This is a genomic window from Niallia sp. FSL K6-0212, from assembly GCF_038007605.1.
Classification (GTDB): domain Bacteria; phylum Bacillota; class Bacilli; order Bacillales; family Cytobacillaceae; genus Niallia; species Niallia circulans.
Genome location: NZ_JBBOXL010000001.1, coordinates 1479282 through 1494688, shown reverse-complemented (window position 1 = coordinate 1494688; position 15407 = coordinate 1479282). Strand labels below are relative to the sequence as shown.

Here is a 15407-nt window from a genome sequence, read left to right as displayed (position 1 = left end):
GATTCTTATCCTTTTGTTCCTCCTGCTGTTAATCCAGATACGAAATGCTTCTGTAAAGCTACAAATACAATCGCAACCGGAATACTTATCAGAATAGCTCCAGCTGCAAAGGTGGTGTAGCTTGCTCCCATTTTGTCGCTGACTAATTTATACAAGCCTATCGGAAGTGTATAGTATTCTGGATTTCTCAATATAACCGATGATATCGCGAAGTCTCCCAGCGGAGCAGTGAATCCATTCATTGCAACTACCGCAAGCATCGGTCTAGATAAGGGCATGAGTATTCTCCAAAATATTCTGGTGTTGCTAGCTCCATCAATTTTCGCACTTTCATCCAGGTCAAGCGGTATAGAATCAATATATCCTTTCATTAAATACGTATTCATTGGGATTTGGCCACCAACATAAATAAATATTAAGAGCCAATGGCTATTGATTAACCCAAGCATTTGCGCCAAAACAAAGATTGCGATTAAAGCAGAAAACTGTGGAATCATTTGTAATAGCAAGAATAACATTAAACCATTTTTCCTCCCTTTAAACCGAAAACGAGAGAAAGCATATGCTGTATAAGAGACACATAGTATCGAAAACACCATTGTGAGAATACTAATCTTCATCGAATTCATATACCATTTTCCATAGTAAAGAGTACCTTCCTGTTGAAAAAGGTCTTTATAATGACCCACTGTTGGATTATCTGGGATAATACTCGTACTTACCAAGCTGTTACCCGGATTGAAGCTAGCACCAATCGTCCATACTAACGGATAAATAATAAGGGTACATACAATAAGCAAAAGGAGGTAAGTAAGTGTCATTCGAATAGTCCGCTGTTTTTTGATACTGACCGTTTTTTTGGCCATCTTATTTTACCTCCTTAAAAGAATTCGTTCTTCTGAATTGCCATAAAGCAATACTAATAACAAAAATACTAAGTAAAATCGTCAATGCAGCAGCAAGTGCATATTGACTGTTCTGCATCGTTAATTTATAAATCCAGGAAACTAAAATATCTGTACCACCGGCTGTTGATCCTGGCACAGCTGGTCCTCCCGCATTAAACAGATAGATAATGTTAAAGTTATTAAAATTAAACGTATATTGCGTAATAATAATAGGTGCCATTGAGTATAAAATAAGTGGCAGCGTAATATTTTTGAACTTTTGAATGGGGGAAGCTCCATCAATCGTTGCTGCTTCGTATAGATCATCGGAAATCGATTGAAGTACCCCGGTGGTGACAATGAATATATACGGAAACCCAAGCCATCCTTGTATAAGCAATAATGCCAATCGTGTCCAGTTTGGGCTTGTCAGCCAAGGAATACTATCTATCCCAAAAAAAGCTAAGATGGAAGTATTAATCGCCCCAAAGCTATCATTGAACATGCCTGCAAATACTAAAATTGTTACAAATCCAGGTACAGCCCACGGTAACACTAAAATAGTACGAAAGAATTTTTTAAAGCGTAATTCCTTCTGATGAACCACCACCGCTAAAAAAATCCCTATTGCCACTTGAAGCGTTGAGGCAATCAGTGTCCAAATTAAAGTCCATCCTAATACATCAAAAAAAGTAGCTCGCCATATATCGACGGTAAATATCTTCTTAAATGTCTCAAGTCCTACCCAATCCACTAAATTAGCGGGAGCGGAATGGTACAGGTCATAGTTAGTAAAGGCAAGTGCAAAACAAAATAGGATCGGAAAAATAACAGAGAAAATAAGTAAAAGGAAAGCTGGACTTGTAATGATATATGGATATCCTTCTGCTAAAAGAACCTGATACTGCTCTTTTATGGAGGGAATAGCAAATCCTTCTTCTCTTCTCTTTCCAATCGCATACGCATCTTTTATATTGAAGTAATAAAAAGCTAATCCGAAAAAAATAACAATTACAGCGATAATGCCCTCTGCAAGTAAGAAGATGGAATTATCTCGGGGCACTTGTTCCCCAAGCGTAACAATCCCCCATAGTCCCATATTAAATAAATCCTTAAAAACAACAATAAATGCGATAGAAAAGATAAGGAAGAATGCTCCCTTTCCCCATTGTTTATTATAGAACTGCCCTAAACCTGGAATGATTGATAATAATGCAGCCCTTTTCGCTGTCTTTGTATCTGTATCAACTGCCTTTGCTTGGAAGCTCATACTTAAACTTCACCTCTCTCCTTTTAAAAGGGACCAGTATTTTTTGGATACTGTGCCCCTCCTTGTTCCTAGTTAGTTTCCACTATTAGCAGCAATGGAACCTTTGATTGTCTCGACCGCTGTTGACAGAGCCTCTTTTGGCTTCGCTTTTCCTGTTGCAATCGTTTGAAGTGCTGAGTCAATTGGCTGCCACACTGCATCCATTGCTGTAATGCCTGGTGTTAATTGTGAATATTGAGATTGATTCGCTACTGCCTTTGCATTTTCACTTTCTGTCACAGCTGGATCTTCTGCTAACGCCTTTACTGCTGGAACTTCTTTCGTAATTTCATAGCGTGTTTTCGAATTCTCTTCATTTGCTAAAAATCCAACTAATTTTTCTGCTAGTTCTGCATTTTTACTATAAGTGCTTACGTTATAGCTTTTCACCCCGATGAAGGATCCCATATGTTCTCCATTTGCTAACATCGGGAGCTCTGCTACTCCATAATTGACGCCTGCTTTCGCATACGGCTCTAAATTCCACGGTCCAGAAATAACCGCAGCGGCTTTCCCTTCTGTAAATAGAGAATCCAGAACATTTATCCCTTGCTCGCCAATAATTCCGGATGGGAACAATCCATCTTTATAAAATTTAGAAATATACTCTGCTCCTTCAATGGCTCCTTCATTTGCTAAACCAATATCCTCTGGATTGTATGCTCCAGAACTGTCCTGCCCGAATACATAACCTCCATATCCACTTAGAACACCATTTGCATAGTATATTTGATCCCATAAAGCCAATAAGCCATAATTTCCATCCTTGGTTACCCCTTTAGAGAACTCATACCATTCCTCTGTTGTTTTCGGCAATTGGTCTTCACTTACTAAGTCCTTGTTATAGTATAAAATGGTCGTTTCCACGGCTTTAGGAAGCCCATATACTTTGCCATCAACCATTTGGGATTCCATCGCTGCCTCTGTATACATTGACTTTTGCGTATCATCAACTGTGATTTCCTTTAAAATCCCCTCTGTTACAGCCGTTCCAATCTGATCTGCGGGAATTGTGATAACATCAGCTCCTGTACCTGCTGGTCCGTCTAATCGCAAATCTTCTAATTGATCTGCATAAGCTTTCTCTTCAACTTTAATTTTCACGTTATTTTCTTCTTCAAATTTTTTAATTGCATCTGCAATTCCTTCCGACTTGCTTTGATCTTCCCATACAAGGAGATCATAGCCATTGTTATTTTTCTTTGAAAATGTATCGCTATTTGCCTCATCTGATGGTCCACAACCTGCTAATGCTAAAGCTAAAGAACTACTCAAAAGTATTGCGGTAAGCCTCTTTTTCATCTTTTTTCCACCCTTTGCTTTTTCTATTGTCTGAAAACGTTTTCTAACAAAAGAATACTATACAAAGAATTTTTTGTAAATATATTTAGTAATATATTTTATTAAAAAAGAAAAATACAATACTTAATAAATTTAATAATATAATAAATACTAATAAAAATATTTACTTATTAAGAATAACATCAGGAAAATAATTTACTAAAAAACATTACTAATTTATAAACAAATCGCTTATAATGAATGTATTGAGAACAGTGCTTTTAGGAGGTTTACATGGTCACCATAAAAGATATTGCAAAAAAGGCAGGTTTTTCACCATCTACCGTTTCGAGATTATTAAATAATGATTCAACACTCTCTATTTCTCCAGAAACCAAGAAGAGAATTTTAGATACAGCATTTGAGTTAGGATATGAAAGAAAAAGTATTCAACCACTTATTGAAAAGGTTGCACTTCTTTACTGGATTACGGATAAAGAAGAGCTGGAGGATGTTTATTTTAAACAAATGCGATTAGAACTTGAAAAAAATGCTATTAACCATAATATTGAATTGCATCTATACAAACATGAAGACGGTATAAATAGTATCCCCCATGATATTTCTGGCTTTATTGCAGTTGGTGCCTTTTCGATGGAAGAAATTCAAAAACTAAGAAAGAAAACGAAAAAAGGGGTTTTCATTGATACTAATCCTGTCCCTGACCTATATGATGCTGTATTACCGGATACTATAAGAATCACCAAAAAGGCAATCGATTACTTCATTGAAAATGGACATCAAAAAATTGGGTTTATTGGTGGAACCTATCATAATCCAGATACGAATGAAGATGAAATGGATATTCGCGAAATCACGTTTCGTGCACATATGCAGAATATAGGATTGCTCGATGAAAGATATATATTTGGCGAAAGGCATTTTTCCGTAAATGATGGCTATACCGTTACAAAGAAAGCAATTGACTGCTTAAAAGAAGAATTGCCGACTGCCTTCTTTATTGCCTCTGATCCAATTGCAGTCGGAAGTCTTCAAGCTTTTAATGAATATAATATTTCGATTCCAAATAGAGTCAGTATTATAAGCGTCAATAATATAAGTGTGGCGAAATATGTATCACCTCCCTTAACAACCTTTCATATTGATATACCGGAACTATGCAAGACGGGTGTTTCTTTACTTCTTGAGCAAATTCTAGATCAAAGAAAAATTCCAAAAACTGTTTTACTGCAGTCAGAATTAATTAAACGGAAAAGCACATGATTAAAAAGGCAGCGAGGTTTCATTGTCACAAAAAAAGCATCCAAACAGATGCTTTTTTTTCATACTTTCTTCGTATTGGGGGAATATAAAAAAATCCTGTGATAACTTAGAGAAAGGATAATCGTAACTAGACGGGTGATTATTAGTGGAACGGAAAATATTAAGATTCCTCCTATTTTTAGGAATTGGACTTTTACCAATTATCTTTAGAAAAAAACAAGCAAAGGATTGGTTTCTTGTTTTCTTTTTAAAAGGGTATCTGTCTAGTTTTATTGACGGTATTGTTACTTCGAAAAAACGCCTTAGTTTCCCTGTTCGATTTTTACCAAAGCATTTTAAAATAAATGTGTTATTTGATTATTTACTATTTCCGATCACCTGTGTTGTTTATAATCAAATAAGCTATCATTCCAAACTACCGGGAATTATTCTCAAAGCACTTTGTTTTAGTATCCCGATGACGATTGTAGAAATTCTGTTCGAAAAATACACAAAGTTAATCTCCTATAAGAAGGGCTGGAATTGGTATGATACATTGCTAACCGAAACTTGTACCTTCTTAATTTCCAGAACTTGTATTGGACTTATCCGAAAATTAGACAAAGAAGATAAAAAACAATCGATCCATTAAGGGTTCGATTGTTCTTCTTGGTCTAGAAGAATAAGCAATTCTTCTAGTTTGGCTATTTCATATGTTGGCTGGACTTCTAATTCCTTTTTCTTTTTTAATGGATTAAACCAGCATGTATCAATTCCTGCATTGCAGCCGCCTTGTATATCGGCGCTTAGCGAATCGCCAATAATTAAAGTTGTCTCTTTGTTGATTTGCGGGATTCGTTCAAAGCAATAATCAAAGAACTCCTTCATCGGCTTTTGATAGCCAGTATCTTCTGAGACAAATATAGCTTTAAAGAATGGGTAAAGACCTGAGGATTTTAACCGCTTTTCTTGGATTTTTGATATTCCATTGGTCACAATATATAAATCAAAACGATTGGAAATTCTTTGTATTAAATCAAGTGCTCCATCTAGCAGCTGATTTCCTTCTCCTAAATACTTGCGGTAGCTTTGCTGTAATACAACACCATCTACTTTTATGCCCAATGTGTCAAAGAAGAGGGTAAATCTTGTATTGACGACCTCATCGCGCGTTATTTTTCCTTCTTCAAAGGCTTTCCAAAGATCTTTATTGAGCTCTTGATATTGCTTTTTCCATTCATCTCTGTAGGAAACTCCTTGCTCTTGCAGCAATAATCGAAAGGCGTGATCCTCTGCAGCTGCAAAGTCTAGTAAAGTATCGTCCACATCAAAAAGCAATGTTTGATAATACTTCATAATCCCAGCGTTTTTGCTGATTGTTTCTTCCTTATTATTCAGTAATCCTTGCATGTAAACTCACTCCTATTATTTCAGCAGTTCTTTCACTGGCTGTTTCTTCTCTGATACACCACCCATTTTGAACACGAGAATGCCACCGATAATAACTAATACTCCTATTAATTGCTTGAAAGTAAACGGAACCTGATCTAATCCCAATAAACCAAAGGAATCAAATAGCAAGGCAAAAACAAGCTGAGAAGACAAAGAAATCGACACAGCATATGTTGCTCCCAAATGCTTAATCCCCTTTGTCATGCATACAACAACACCGACACCAATAATTCCGCTGAACCAATACCATGTGTGCATATTTTCTAAGTGAAAAAGGCCTGTACCTTCTGAAATAATACCCAAAGTAAAGGAGGCAATAAAGCCTAACGCTAACACTAGAGTCGTCGTTGCCCAAAGACCAGCCTTCTGATTTACTCGATTATTAAATATATTCTGCACCCCAACGAGACTCCCGCTAATAAAGGCAATCAGTAATCCATATATCATGTTTTTTATTCACCTGCCCCTTCTTCGTAAATACTTTTACCAGCTAAATTCAATAAACCATCGCGGTTTTTCACCATAATAAACCCCTTTTTCCGTTCAATCAATCCATCCTGACAGAATTGCTGTATTACCCTATTTAAATGACGATAGCTAGTGCCAATTAGATTGGCTGTATCCTTAAGATTAATTTCATTACCATCCGTATTGTATAAAGGATCCTCCTTATCAAAAGAAACAGATACTAAATAACTAGCCAGTCTCACTTCCACTGGGTAAAATAAATTGAAACGCATCGAACTAGATTTTATATAGAATTTTTTCGTAATAATATCCAATAGAAACTGCAAGAAAGGGGCATAATCATTCGCATATTGCTTTAAATATCGTTTATGTACACCAATGACCACCCCATCTGTGATAGCTTCCACCGTGTTCAAAATATCTGTATTCCTTACATATTCAACGTCCCCAATCATTTCGATTGGTGTTTTAAAGGATAGAATTAACGTTTTTCCTTCTGCTGTTGTCGTATATATTTTCACCTTGCCATCTACCAAAATATAAAGATATTCCGCTGCCTGTCCTTGCGTACAAATAAATTCCCCTTGATTAAAAGCATAAAGATGTAAATGGTCTTTCAACTTTTTCGGAAAGATTGCTTCTAATTGAAACTTGCGAATATATTTTTCTATCTGCTCTAGATTTCCCATTTCTTTCACGGATGGTTCTCCTTACATTTTTAATAAAAGAACACCTATTATCATCATACCAATTCCAATAAACTGCGGAGCTCTCATTTGCTGCTTTTCCAGTCCAAACCAGCCATTGCTATCTATTAGAAAGGTTATAAATAACTGGGCAATCAAAGCAGTTGAGATTGTTAACGTTGCCCCCACTAAATGCATGGCGGTAATCGTGCTGAAAATAACAACCGAAGCAAACGAACCTCCCGCCAAATATAATGGCTTTACTTGTTTATATTTTGAAAATGCTTCTTCCTTTACGATTAATAAGATTAGAAATGCAAGTACAAAACCAGTAAATTGTGTAATGGTAGCTGCCTGCCAAGAACCAATATCCTGACTAATTTTTGCATTTGCCACTCCTTGAAGGGTAATGAATGCCCCACCCATTAGTGCAAATAAAATACCTCTCATTTGTTCGACCCCTTGTTGTTTGATTTCCTTTTTAAAGATAATCGATTTCTAAAAATAGGAAAAGGACATATGTCCTAAACATTCCTTCTCCTAGTATAATCTTTTTTCCATAAAAAAACTCCGTCTGAAAACTTAATTTCAAACGGAGTTTATCTATTTAACTAGTTAAATATTTATTAAACAGTTTGTGCTACTAATTTCTTTCCAGCAGCAGCAACTTTTTGTAATCCTTCTTCAATGATAGAAGCAGCTTTATCAGGCATTGCGTTATGACCTTCGATAATAACTTCATCAATGATTTCCATACCAAATACGCCACCAAATACAGCACGCATATAGTTAACAGCCATTTCAGAAGAAGCAGCTTCTGGAGTAGAATAAACACCGCCACGAGCATTTAAAAGGATTGCTTTCTTATCTGTCATTAATTGAATCATGTTACCTTCTGCATCAAATTTAAAGGCAAAGCCTGCAGCATATACATAATCAATAAATGTTTGTAATTTAGCTGGAATAGTTAAGTTCCAAAGTGGGAATGCGAACACTACTACATCAGCAGCTGTTAAAGCATCCATCGCTTTTTGCTTTGCAGCTAATAAGCGTTGCTCTATATCTGTTAATTCTTCTCCGCTTTGCACTTTACCGAAAGCATCAAATAATTCTTGACCAAAATAAGGAGTATCTTCTGCATAGACATCATATACATTCACATTAAGGTTTTCAGCACCCTTAACAGATTCCATAAACGTTTCATACATTTTGCTTGATACAGCTTCAGCTGCCGGACGATTGTTTGCTTTTACTACTAATACATTCATTTATTTCATTTTCCTTTCCCTCATACATATTTAAACCTATGTGAATATCATAACAAAAAAAATGGTTCAAAGGCAAATATTTTTAATTAAAGATATTTAATTAAATATTTCCAATCAAAATGCAAATAAGCTATTCCACTTGAATCAGGAAATTAGTAGAATAGTAGGTAAAACAATGAAAAGGATGATGAGGATGCACATTATAATCGACCCTGTTACATCAAAAGAAATCATTGCTTTATTAGAGGATCATTTACATAGCATGACCCTCCACTCCCCTCCTGAGAGCATTCATGCATTAGATGTGGAAGGATTAAGAAAACCAGATGTAACCTTTTGGAGTGCATGGGAGGATGGAGAGCTAACTGGCTGCGGTGCATTAAAAGAGCTAGATAACAAGCATGGAGAAATAAAGTCTATGAAAACCTCCCCTCATCATTTACGAAAAGGAGTAGCAAGAAAATTGCTTCTCCATATTATCGCAGAAGCCAAAAATCGTGGCTATAGCCGATTAAGTTTAGAGACAGGTTCCATGGATGCTTTTCTACCAGCCAAAAAACTATACGAAAGCTTAGGATTTGAGTATTGCGGCCCATTTTCGGATTATACCGAAGATCCGAATAGTGTTTTTATGACGTTAGCATTAGAAAAATAAAATTTTAAATATTCATTCGATTATACTGCAGCCTATTCCGTTTCCACTAATTCACAATGAATAATTGGAAACGGACTTTGGCCTTTATCTTCCTTTTAATCAGTATTACAAGCTGCTCAAATGCTCATGAATAATCTTCCAATTTCCATCTGTATCTTTTACGAACACATTCGTTGCTCGTCCACTGCCTTTTATAAATTCGCCTTTATAATATCCTTCATAATGATAATGATAGACGCATGTTGCTGTGTCATTTCCCATACCTAGCCACTGTATGTCTGCAGCTGAATACTTTTCTTCCTTAATAGTGTCCCACGCATTCTCAAAATAATTTTTTATCTCCTCTTTACTTCTGCATGTTTGATCTGAGAACCAATAGATCGCTTGTGGGTGCAGCAGCCGTTCTACATTTTCGAAGTCATGCGTATTTGTCGCATCAATATATTGCTCTAATAGATTAATTGGACCCATATAAAATAACCTTCTTCCCCATTTTATTTAGATATAGCTTATTATAATATGTTTGCATAGAACGAGAACCGATTTGATAAAAATAATGGCTAGTCGTTTTCTATTGGCTTTTACTGGCTCTTGATATGCCTGCTATCTTTCTCTCATTCGGGATTAGCTGGCAGTTGGAGTCTTACCGTCCGTTAAGAGCAGAATCAACCTTCCTACTTTTCCACCAGAATCATAATGTAGATGGATACTTGCTTTATTTTCACAGTCGAACGCATATTTAATTCTTCTCGTCTCAGTCTAAAAGATTATTCGCAAGCATTTCCTTAACATGATTTCTTTCCGCTTCATTTACCACGAAGAAATACTTACCATCTATATAAGCATCCTCACCTTTTACTTCATATTGTTCCATACTATTTCTAGTATTCTTATAACTTCTTTCAATAGATACCATCTCATTCAAGGGAATGTTAGTCTTCACATTTTCACCTAAAGTCTCTAATATATCCTTAAATTTAGTAACTGAGGAGATACTAGTTCCTTTATCAATAATCGCTGCTATCACCTTTCTTTGTCTTTCATTCCTGCCAAAATCTCCTCTAGGGTCCAGTTTTCTCATTCTCACATAACCTAATGCCTGCTCCCCATCTAAATCTATATTTCCTAATTGATAATGATATCCTTTCTTGTAGTACCCTTCATCAAGCCATTCAATTTCATTATCTACGGTTATGCCACCTAAAGCATCGACCATCCCACTTAGTGCTTCCATATTAATTTTTATATAATAGTCCAATTTTTGCCCAGTAAATCCCTCTACTGTATCTAATACCATCTTCACTCCCCCTAACGCATAAGCGGAGTTAATTCTAGTAATCGCCCCGTTTCCGACTATTTCTGCTCTTGTATCTCTCGGTATACTTATCATTTGTAATTTTTCCTTCACCGGATTTAACGTCATAACAATCAAGGCATCAGTTCTCCCCACATCGTTCTTCCGCTCATCCACTCCCATTAATAAAATGGAGATAGGCTTTTTATTTTTGACATTTTCACTTCTTAGCTTACTTTCCGTTTTTGTTTCTCCATCAATAGGTTCGTAAACCTTATCTACTGTATTATCTATCGTTTTATACAAGTAAAATACAAAACTACATATGCTAATAAAAATAATAGATAATATACTTATAGTAATTTTCTTATGTTTTTTCATGGTTATCTCTCTTTCTTTTTATTACTCCTTATTTAAAAAAGTTGGAATATATCATCCGGAACTTCCTTATTTATCCATATATCAATTGTGTCTATTATTACTTTGCTCATGCCATTTTGATCATATAAGGCTAAATACAAAATAATACCTGTTTCCTTATCTACTGTCAGAGCAAAAGCATCTTTCTTGGGAAAATGAGTATTATCCGGCTGCATACCTTCAATCTGATAGAGCACTCTCCCAAACCGCTCAACTTCCTTGTATTTCCAATTATTATAATTTTCAAGAAGTGAAATATACTTTCTGCCTTCGAAAATGGAACCTAAATATCCTGATTCTATAAATTCCTGTTTTGTTAATTTTTTTTCATCCGAAACGCCTATTGTGGAATTTTTATAGATTAGCTTTCCATCTTTCCATAATATATTTATTGTTTGATAACCATCTTCGGTCCATACTTTCTCGCTGGATTTATATAGTTCTTTGTCTAGATTTAATGTAAAAGTTATAGTATTAGCTTTATCTCCATCTCTCATTCTATTCTCGAATTGGCCAACAACAGTATGCACAGGCTTAAATGTTTGGGATAATCTTTCAACAATTTCCTTTTTATCTCGATATTGTGCTGAAACACTCTGATTTATCATAAGACTTTTTATACCAATAAAAAAAAGGATAATCATGACTACACTAATTGTTGCCGGAATATATTTATGAACAAACCATGGGCTTTTTCTTTTCTTTCCAGAATAATTAATCTGCTTCAATATCCTTTGCTTCTGTTCCTCAGAAAAATTTATTTCCTTTAATATCGTTCCATTCATTTTCTCATCTAAATTTTTTAGTTTTTCATCCATTGCCATCTCCTCCATCAAGCAGTTTTTTTAGCTTCTGACGTGCACGATGCATCCTGGACTTTACCGTATTCTCATTCAATTCTAGTAATTCTGCTATTTCGTATTGGGATAAACCTTCATAATAATACAGGATAATCACTTCTCGAAGTGGGACAGATAAAGAAATGACTTGCTCGGAGATGTAACGATTCTCCTCATTTAAAAGAATTTGTGATTCTACAGATTGTTCTTTACTATCTCTTTTAAAAGAAAGAAAGTCTGCAAAAAGGATATTTTTATAAGACCAACTTTTTAATACATCTTTACAGCGATTTACCGTAATGCGGTATACCCAAGTCTTATAGGATGCCTCGTTTCGGAAATCATCGATATTTTCATAACACTTTATAAATACATCCTGGGCAATATCCTCTGCCATTTGTTTATGGCGAACATAAGTATATGCTAATCGGACAACACTTTTTCCGTACTCATCCATTAACCAAATAAGGCGTTCTTCCTTTTCAAGAGGATCGGCAGAGCTCATTTGTTCTCTCTGATGCATATTGTGCTTTTTCTCAAGCATCTAAAACCTCCTCCTTTTTCCTATTACGTTTAGACGACACAAACCTCCTTTAGGTTCTGTTTTTTTAATATTTTCTTTTAATATGGTAAGAGGCTTTCTTTAGCGATTTATTGTATTTACAACCCAACTAAAAAAATCCAAGAAAGCATCTATTACTTTCTCGGATTACAATTAGATTTTCCTACTATTTCAGATTATTCTTTTGAAATAATCTTACTTACACTTTTCTGCTGAGAATAATTTGTTCTCCTTTTGGCCCCATTACCCTTCTTCCTGTATCAGCAAATCCTGCTTTCTGATAAACATATTGCGCTCTAGTATTTTTCACATTCACAGCCAAGATTACTTCCTTTTTCGCAGGAAAATGCTTTTTCACAAAGGGGATTAATTGTTCCATTGATTCCCTGCCTATTCCTTGCCCCTGAAATGAATGCTGGATAGAATAAGCTCGCATAAGAATAGCTTCTTTATTGTCACTATACGCTTTTACTCCCTCCCATCCATGAAGGACAAAAAAGCCCGCAACCATCCCATCATTTAAGATAACAATAGGGTGACGATCCTCTTCCATTAAACATTTCTCTAAAGCATCAAGCGGCGTACTTGTATAATATAGCTGTTCATCTGACAAAAGATATTCTTCTAATTGCTGCTTATATTTTTCTTCATAAACTTCCAATGATATAGACACTATCTTCACCTTTCATTCACTTTGGTTGTTAATAGATTTTTTATGAGCACCACTTCATCTCTAATAGGAATACCATCGTTTCCGAGGAAGGGGATTTCTGGTTTAATTTTTCTAGCTTCTTTTACTGCGTCTACGAGCAATTCTGCTAAACAATAGCCCCTTTTTTGGTAAAACTTTAAAGCTAGTAAATTATCATTTGTTGTAACTATTTTGACCTGATCACATAGGACTTGTTTGGCTGTTTGTTCAACAGTATGTAAAAGCTTTGTCCCAACACCCTTTCCTTCTTCGATACTGTCTAAAGAGATAACTTCACACTCCGTATCTCTTAAAATATAGGTTATTAAACCAATCATTTCCCCTTCTTTATTCCAGGCAATAAATCCATCTAAAGCACTGCAATCATAGATACCTGTAGAAAGTACCATTTCAGGGCTTCCCCAATGAGATTGGAAAAATAATTTTACTTTTTCACGGTTGGTTTCAGTAATGGCGGTAATATTCATATCAATTCCTTCTCCATACAAAGATATTTTTGATGCCCAATAGGCTTAGAGGCAAAGAAAACTTCCCCTTTTTCTATATAACTATGCTTTTTATATAACTTTAAAGCTTGAGGGTTTCCTGAAAATACATCTAATCGGATGCTATCATATCCTTTGGCAAGAGCATATTCCTCCATATGCTGGACCATGATTGCTCCTATCCCTTTTCCTTGGTAACGGGGATTAAGCATAAGAGAGTGAATAATCAAAGGATTATTTCCATTCCATGGAATGGACTGCCATTCCTCTGTTTGCCATTCATTTAATACCACATGTCCCACTATCTTATCCTCTTCTAATAAAACGAATAGCATCTTATTTTCGATACAGTCTTGAAAATAGCCTCTATTCGGATAATGATCATCCCATTGGAAAATATCATGCTTAATTAGATTTTCTCTGCATTTGATATAGATATCATTAACTTCTTCAAGCATCTTGGCGCTTGCTGTTATAAATTGCAATTTCATTCCACCTCTTTCCTCTCATGATGTTTGTCTCTATTTTATCATTCTCATTCTTGTAGATGGATAATTTTTTTCCTAAAGTATCCATTTTCTCGTTTGAGCATATCGAACACATATTTCATGGAATAGAGGTAAAATTATACATATAACATAAGAGTAAGGGGTGAATGGTGTGTTCGAGAAATCTATATATAAAACTATTCTAAGCAATTCCTTCACCATTCCAGTGAAGGTTACTTATTGGGATGGAAAATCAGCTGTTTATGGTAACGGCGATCCTGCAATAGAGCTTATTTTTAGGAAACCTATTCGTATTAAAGACATTCACAATAACGCGTCATTAGCTTTAGGAGAGGCTTACATGGACGGGAAGATTGAAATAAAGGGAAGTATCGAGGATTTAATTGCGTCTGCCTATGAAAATGCATCTAGCTTTATGCAAAATAATAAGTTTAGGAAATTTGTTCCCAAACAATCTCATACGAAAGCGCGAAGTAAAGAAGATATCCAAAATCATTACGATATCGGCAATGACTTTTATAAACTATGGCTAGACCGTTCCATGACTTATTCCTGTGCCTATTTCAAAAACCCAGAAGACACATTAGAAACCGCACAGCAAAATAAGGTGGATCATATTTTAAAAAAATTAAATCTATCTCCGGGCCAGCATCTATTAGACATTGGCTGCGGATGGGGGAATCTTATTTTTACTGCGGTAAAAGATTATCAGGTGAAGGCAACCGGCATTACTTTGAGCCAAGAACAGTATAATTATGTTACCCAATTAGCTAAGGAAAAAGGATTATCGGAAAGCATAACCGTCTATTTAATGGATTATCGGGATTTAAAGGATAGGACCTTTGACCGCATCACTAGTGTTGGGATGTTTGAACATGTAGGCAAAGAAAATCTCCAAGCCTATTTCCACCAGGTACACCAATTGCTAAAAGACGATGGGGCAGCCTTAATTCATGGAATTTCACGCCAGCAAGGTGGCGCGACTAATGCTTGGATCAATAAATATATTTTTCCTGGAGGCTATATTCCTGGGGTCGCGGAGCTAGTCAGCCATATGACAGCTGAAAATCTGCAATTAGTAGACTTAGAAAGCCTTCGTCGCCATTATCAAAAAACATTAGAAATATGGCATGCTAACTTTATCGCTAACCTAGAGGAAATCAGGAAAACAAAGGATGAACGCTTTATCCGCATGTGGGACTTGTATTTGCAAGCTTGTGCCGCTTCCTTTAAAGCCAGCAACATTGATGTTATTCAATATTTATTGGTTAAGAAAAGCAGTAATTCGTTACCAATGACGAGAGGATAAAGAATCAG

19 protein-coding genes are annotated in these 15407 nt (G+C 35.6%); 4 read left to right on the top strand and 15 right to left on the bottom strand.

The annotated features are described in order from the left end of the window. Nucleotides 1-5 precede the first annotated feature (5 nt). The 3 genes from MHH96_RS07050 to MHH96_RS07040 all read right to left on the bottom strand — a co-directional run bounded on the left by MHH96_RS07050 (nt 6) and on the right by MHH96_RS07040 (nt 3498). Nucleotides 6-866: a sugar ABC transporter permease gene (locus MHH96_RS07050; protein WP_047944009.1), complete on the bottom strand. Its 861-nt coding sequence runs from the start codon at nt 864-866 to the stop codon at nt 6-8. A gap of 1 nt (nt 867) precedes the next feature. Continuing rightward, on the bottom strand, nt 868-2157 hold the full coding sequence (locus tag MHH96_RS07045; protein WP_047944007.1) for a sugar ABC transporter permease: 1290 nt from the start codon (nt 2155-2157) through the stop codon (nt 868-870). Nucleotides 2158-2229: 72 nt separating this feature from the next. Further along, complete coding sequence (locus MHH96_RS07040; RefSeq protein WP_341116954.1) at nt 2230-3498, bottom strand: sugar ABC transporter substrate-binding protein; 1269 nt, start codon at nt 3496-3498, stop codon at nt 2230-2232. Nucleotides 3499-3771: 273 nt separating this feature from the next. Here MHH96_RS07040 and MHH96_RS07035 point away from each other — a divergent pair, with 273 nt between their 5' ends. Beyond that, complete coding sequence (locus MHH96_RS07035) at nt 3772-4761, top strand: LacI family DNA-binding transcriptional regulator (protein ID WP_047944004.1); 990 nt, start codon at nt 3772-3774, stop codon at nt 4759-4761. A gap of 145 nt (nt 4762-4906) precedes the next feature. Then, nucleotides 4907-5392, top strand: coding sequence for a CBO0543 family protein (locus MHH96_RS07030; protein WP_047944002.1), 486 nt, complete (start codon nt 4907-4909; stop codon nt 5390-5392). On the opposite strand, the gene MHH96_RS07025 is transcribed toward MHH96_RS07030, so the two are convergent. The 5 genes from MHH96_RS07025 to MHH96_RS07005 all read right to left on the bottom strand — a co-directional run bounded on the left by MHH96_RS07025 (nt 5389) and on the right by MHH96_RS07005 (nt 8614). Next, the gene (locus tag MHH96_RS07025) at nt 5389-6096 is read right to left on the bottom strand and encodes a YjjG family noncanonical pyrimidine nucleotidase (RefSeq protein ID WP_061800743.1); all 708 of its coding nucleotides are present in this window, start codon (nt 6094-6096) and stop codon (nt 5389-5391) included. The genes MHH96_RS07030 and MHH96_RS07025 overlap by 4 nt on opposite strands. Before the next feature lie 69 nt (nt 6097-6165). Then, the gene (locus tag MHH96_RS07020) at nt 6166-6639 is read right to left on the bottom strand and encodes a DMT family transporter (protein WP_047944000.1); all 474 of its coding nucleotides are present in this window, start codon (nt 6637-6639) and stop codon (nt 6166-6168) included. Nucleotides 6640-6644: 5 nt separating this feature from the next. Next, nucleotides 6645-7358, bottom strand: coding sequence for a Crp/Fnr family transcriptional regulator (locus MHH96_RS07015; protein ID WP_144546757.1), 714 nt, complete (start codon nt 7356-7358; stop codon nt 6645-6647). A 12-nt stretch (nt 7359-7370) separates the two neighbouring features. Continuing rightward, a complete protein-coding gene (locus MHH96_RS07010; protein ID WP_047943997.1) occupies nt 7371-7796 on the bottom strand; it encodes a DMT family transporter in 426 nt (141 codons plus the stop codon). 176 nt (nt 7797-7972) lie between these two features. Next, nucleotides 7973-8614 (bottom strand): FMN-dependent NADH-azoreductase, encoded by a 642-nt coding sequence (locus MHH96_RS07005; RefSeq protein ID WP_047943995.1) that lies wholly within the window; start codon nt 8612-8614, stop codon nt 7973-7975. 193 nt (nt 8615-8807) lie between these two features. On the opposite strand from MHH96_RS07005, the gene MHH96_RS07000 reads away from it, so the two are divergent. Then, nucleotides 8808-9269 carry a GNAT family N-acetyltransferase gene (locus MHH96_RS07000; protein ID WP_061800667.1) on the top strand — a complete coding sequence of 154 codons (462 nt, stop codon included), beginning with the start codon at nt 8808-8810 and terminating at the stop codon, nt 9267-9269. 105 nt (nt 9270-9374) lie between these two features. Here MHH96_RS07000 and MHH96_RS06995 read toward each other — a convergent pair whose 3' ends face one another. The 7 genes from MHH96_RS06995 to MHH96_RS06965 all read right to left on the bottom strand — a co-directional run bounded on the left by MHH96_RS06995 (nt 9375) and on the right by MHH96_RS06965 (nt 14066). Then, on the bottom strand, nt 9375-9740 hold the full coding sequence (locus MHH96_RS06995; RefSeq protein WP_061800669.1) for a YybH family protein: 366 nt from the start codon (nt 9738-9740) through the stop codon (nt 9375-9377). A gap of 283 nt (nt 9741-10023) precedes the next feature. After that, on the bottom strand, nt 10024-10944 hold the full coding sequence (locus MHH96_RS06990; protein WP_047943987.1) for an LCP family glycopolymer transferase: 921 nt from the start codon (nt 10942-10944) through the stop codon (nt 10024-10026). A gap of 32 nt (nt 10945-10976) precedes the next feature. Further along, on the bottom strand, nt 10977-11801 hold the full coding sequence (locus tag MHH96_RS06985; protein ID WP_047943985.1) for a hypothetical protein: 825 nt from the start codon (nt 11799-11801) through the stop codon (nt 10977-10979). Next, nucleotides 11794-12366 (bottom strand): sigma-70 family RNA polymerase sigma factor, encoded by a 573-nt coding sequence (locus tag MHH96_RS06980; RefSeq protein ID WP_082138416.1) that lies wholly within the window; start codon nt 12364-12366, stop codon nt 11794-11796. Before MHH96_RS06980 ends, MHH96_RS06985 begins: the two co-directional genes overlap by 8 nt. A 217-nt stretch (nt 12367-12583) precedes the next feature. Next, entirely contained in the window at nt 12584-13057 is a 474-nt protein-coding gene (locus MHH96_RS06975) for a GNAT family N-acetyltransferase (protein WP_047943984.1), read from the bottom strand. 5 nt (nt 13058-13062) lie between these two features. Continuing rightward, the gene (locus MHH96_RS06970) at nt 13063-13563 is read right to left on the bottom strand and encodes a GNAT family N-acetyltransferase (protein WP_047943983.1); all 501 of its coding nucleotides are present in this window, start codon (nt 13561-13563) and stop codon (nt 13063-13065) included. Next, the gene (locus MHH96_RS06965) at nt 13560-14066 is read right to left on the bottom strand and encodes a GNAT family N-acetyltransferase (RefSeq protein ID WP_161798408.1); all 507 of its coding nucleotides are present in this window, start codon (nt 14064-14066) and stop codon (nt 13560-13562) included. Before MHH96_RS06965 ends, MHH96_RS06970 begins: the two co-directional genes overlap by 4 nt. Before the next feature lie 175 nt (nt 14067-14241). Between MHH96_RS06965 and MHH96_RS06960 the strand changes: the two genes are divergently transcribed. Next, complete coding sequence (locus MHH96_RS06960) at nt 14242-15399, top strand: SAM-dependent methyltransferase (RefSeq protein WP_016201418.1); 1158 nt, start codon at nt 14242-14244, stop codon at nt 15397-15399. Nucleotides 15400-15407 lie beyond the last annotated feature (8 nt).

Bases quoted from the DNA above. Each gene is read 5' to 3' on its own strand.
- MHH96_RS06970 (WP_047943983.1), bottom strand. From the start codon at position 13,563: ATGAATATTACCGCCATTACTGAAACCAACCGTGAAAAAGTAAAATTA.
- MHH96_RS06985 (WP_047943985.1), bottom strand. From the start codon at position 11,801: ATGGATGAAAAACTAAAAAATTTAGATGAGAAAATGAATGGAACGATA.
- MHH96_RS06995 (WP_061800669.1), bottom strand. From the start codon at position 9,740: ATGGGTCCAATTAATCTATTAGAGCAATATATTGATGCGACAAATACG.
- MHH96_RS07010 (WP_047943997.1), bottom strand. From the start codon at position 7,796: ATGAGAGGTATTTTATTTGCACTAATGGGTGGGGCATTCATTACCCTT.
- MHH96_RS07040 (WP_341116954.1), bottom strand. From the start codon at position 3,498: ATGAAAAAGAGGCTTACCGCAATACTTTTGAGTAGTTCTTTAGCTTTA.
- MHH96_RS07025 (WP_061800743.1), bottom strand. From the start codon at position 6,096: ATGAAGTATTATCAAACATTGCTTTTTGATGTGGACGATACTTTACTA.
- MHH96_RS07000 (WP_061800667.1), top strand. From the start codon at position 8,808: ATGCACATTATAATCGACCCTGTTACATCAAAAGAAATCATTGCTTTA.
- MHH96_RS07035 (WP_047944004.1), top strand. From the start codon at position 3,772: ATGGTCACCATAAAAGATATTGCAAAAAAGGCAGGTTTTTCACCATCT.
- MHH96_RS07005 (WP_047943995.1), bottom strand. From the start codon at position 8,614: ATGAATGTATTAGTAGTAAAAGCAAACAATCGTCCGGCAGCTGAAGCT.
- MHH96_RS06990 (WP_047943987.1), bottom strand. From the start codon at position 10,944: ATGAAAAAACATAAGAAAATTACTATAAGTATATTATCTATTATTTTT.
- MHH96_RS07045 (WP_047944007.1), bottom strand. From the start codon at position 2,157: ATGAGCTTCCAAGCAAAGGCAGTTGATACAGATACAAAGACAGCGAAA.
- MHH96_RS06980 (WP_082138416.1), bottom strand. From the start codon at position 12,366: ATGCTTGAGAAAAAGCACAATATGCATCAGAGAGAACAAATGAGCTCT.
- MHH96_RS07020 (WP_047944000.1), bottom strand. From the start codon at position 6,639: ATGATATATGGATTACTGATTGCCTTTATTAGCGGGAGTCTCGTTGGG.
- MHH96_RS07050 (WP_047944009.1), bottom strand. From the start codon at position 866: ATGGCCAAAAAAACGGTCAGTATCAAAAAACAGCGGACTATTCGAATG.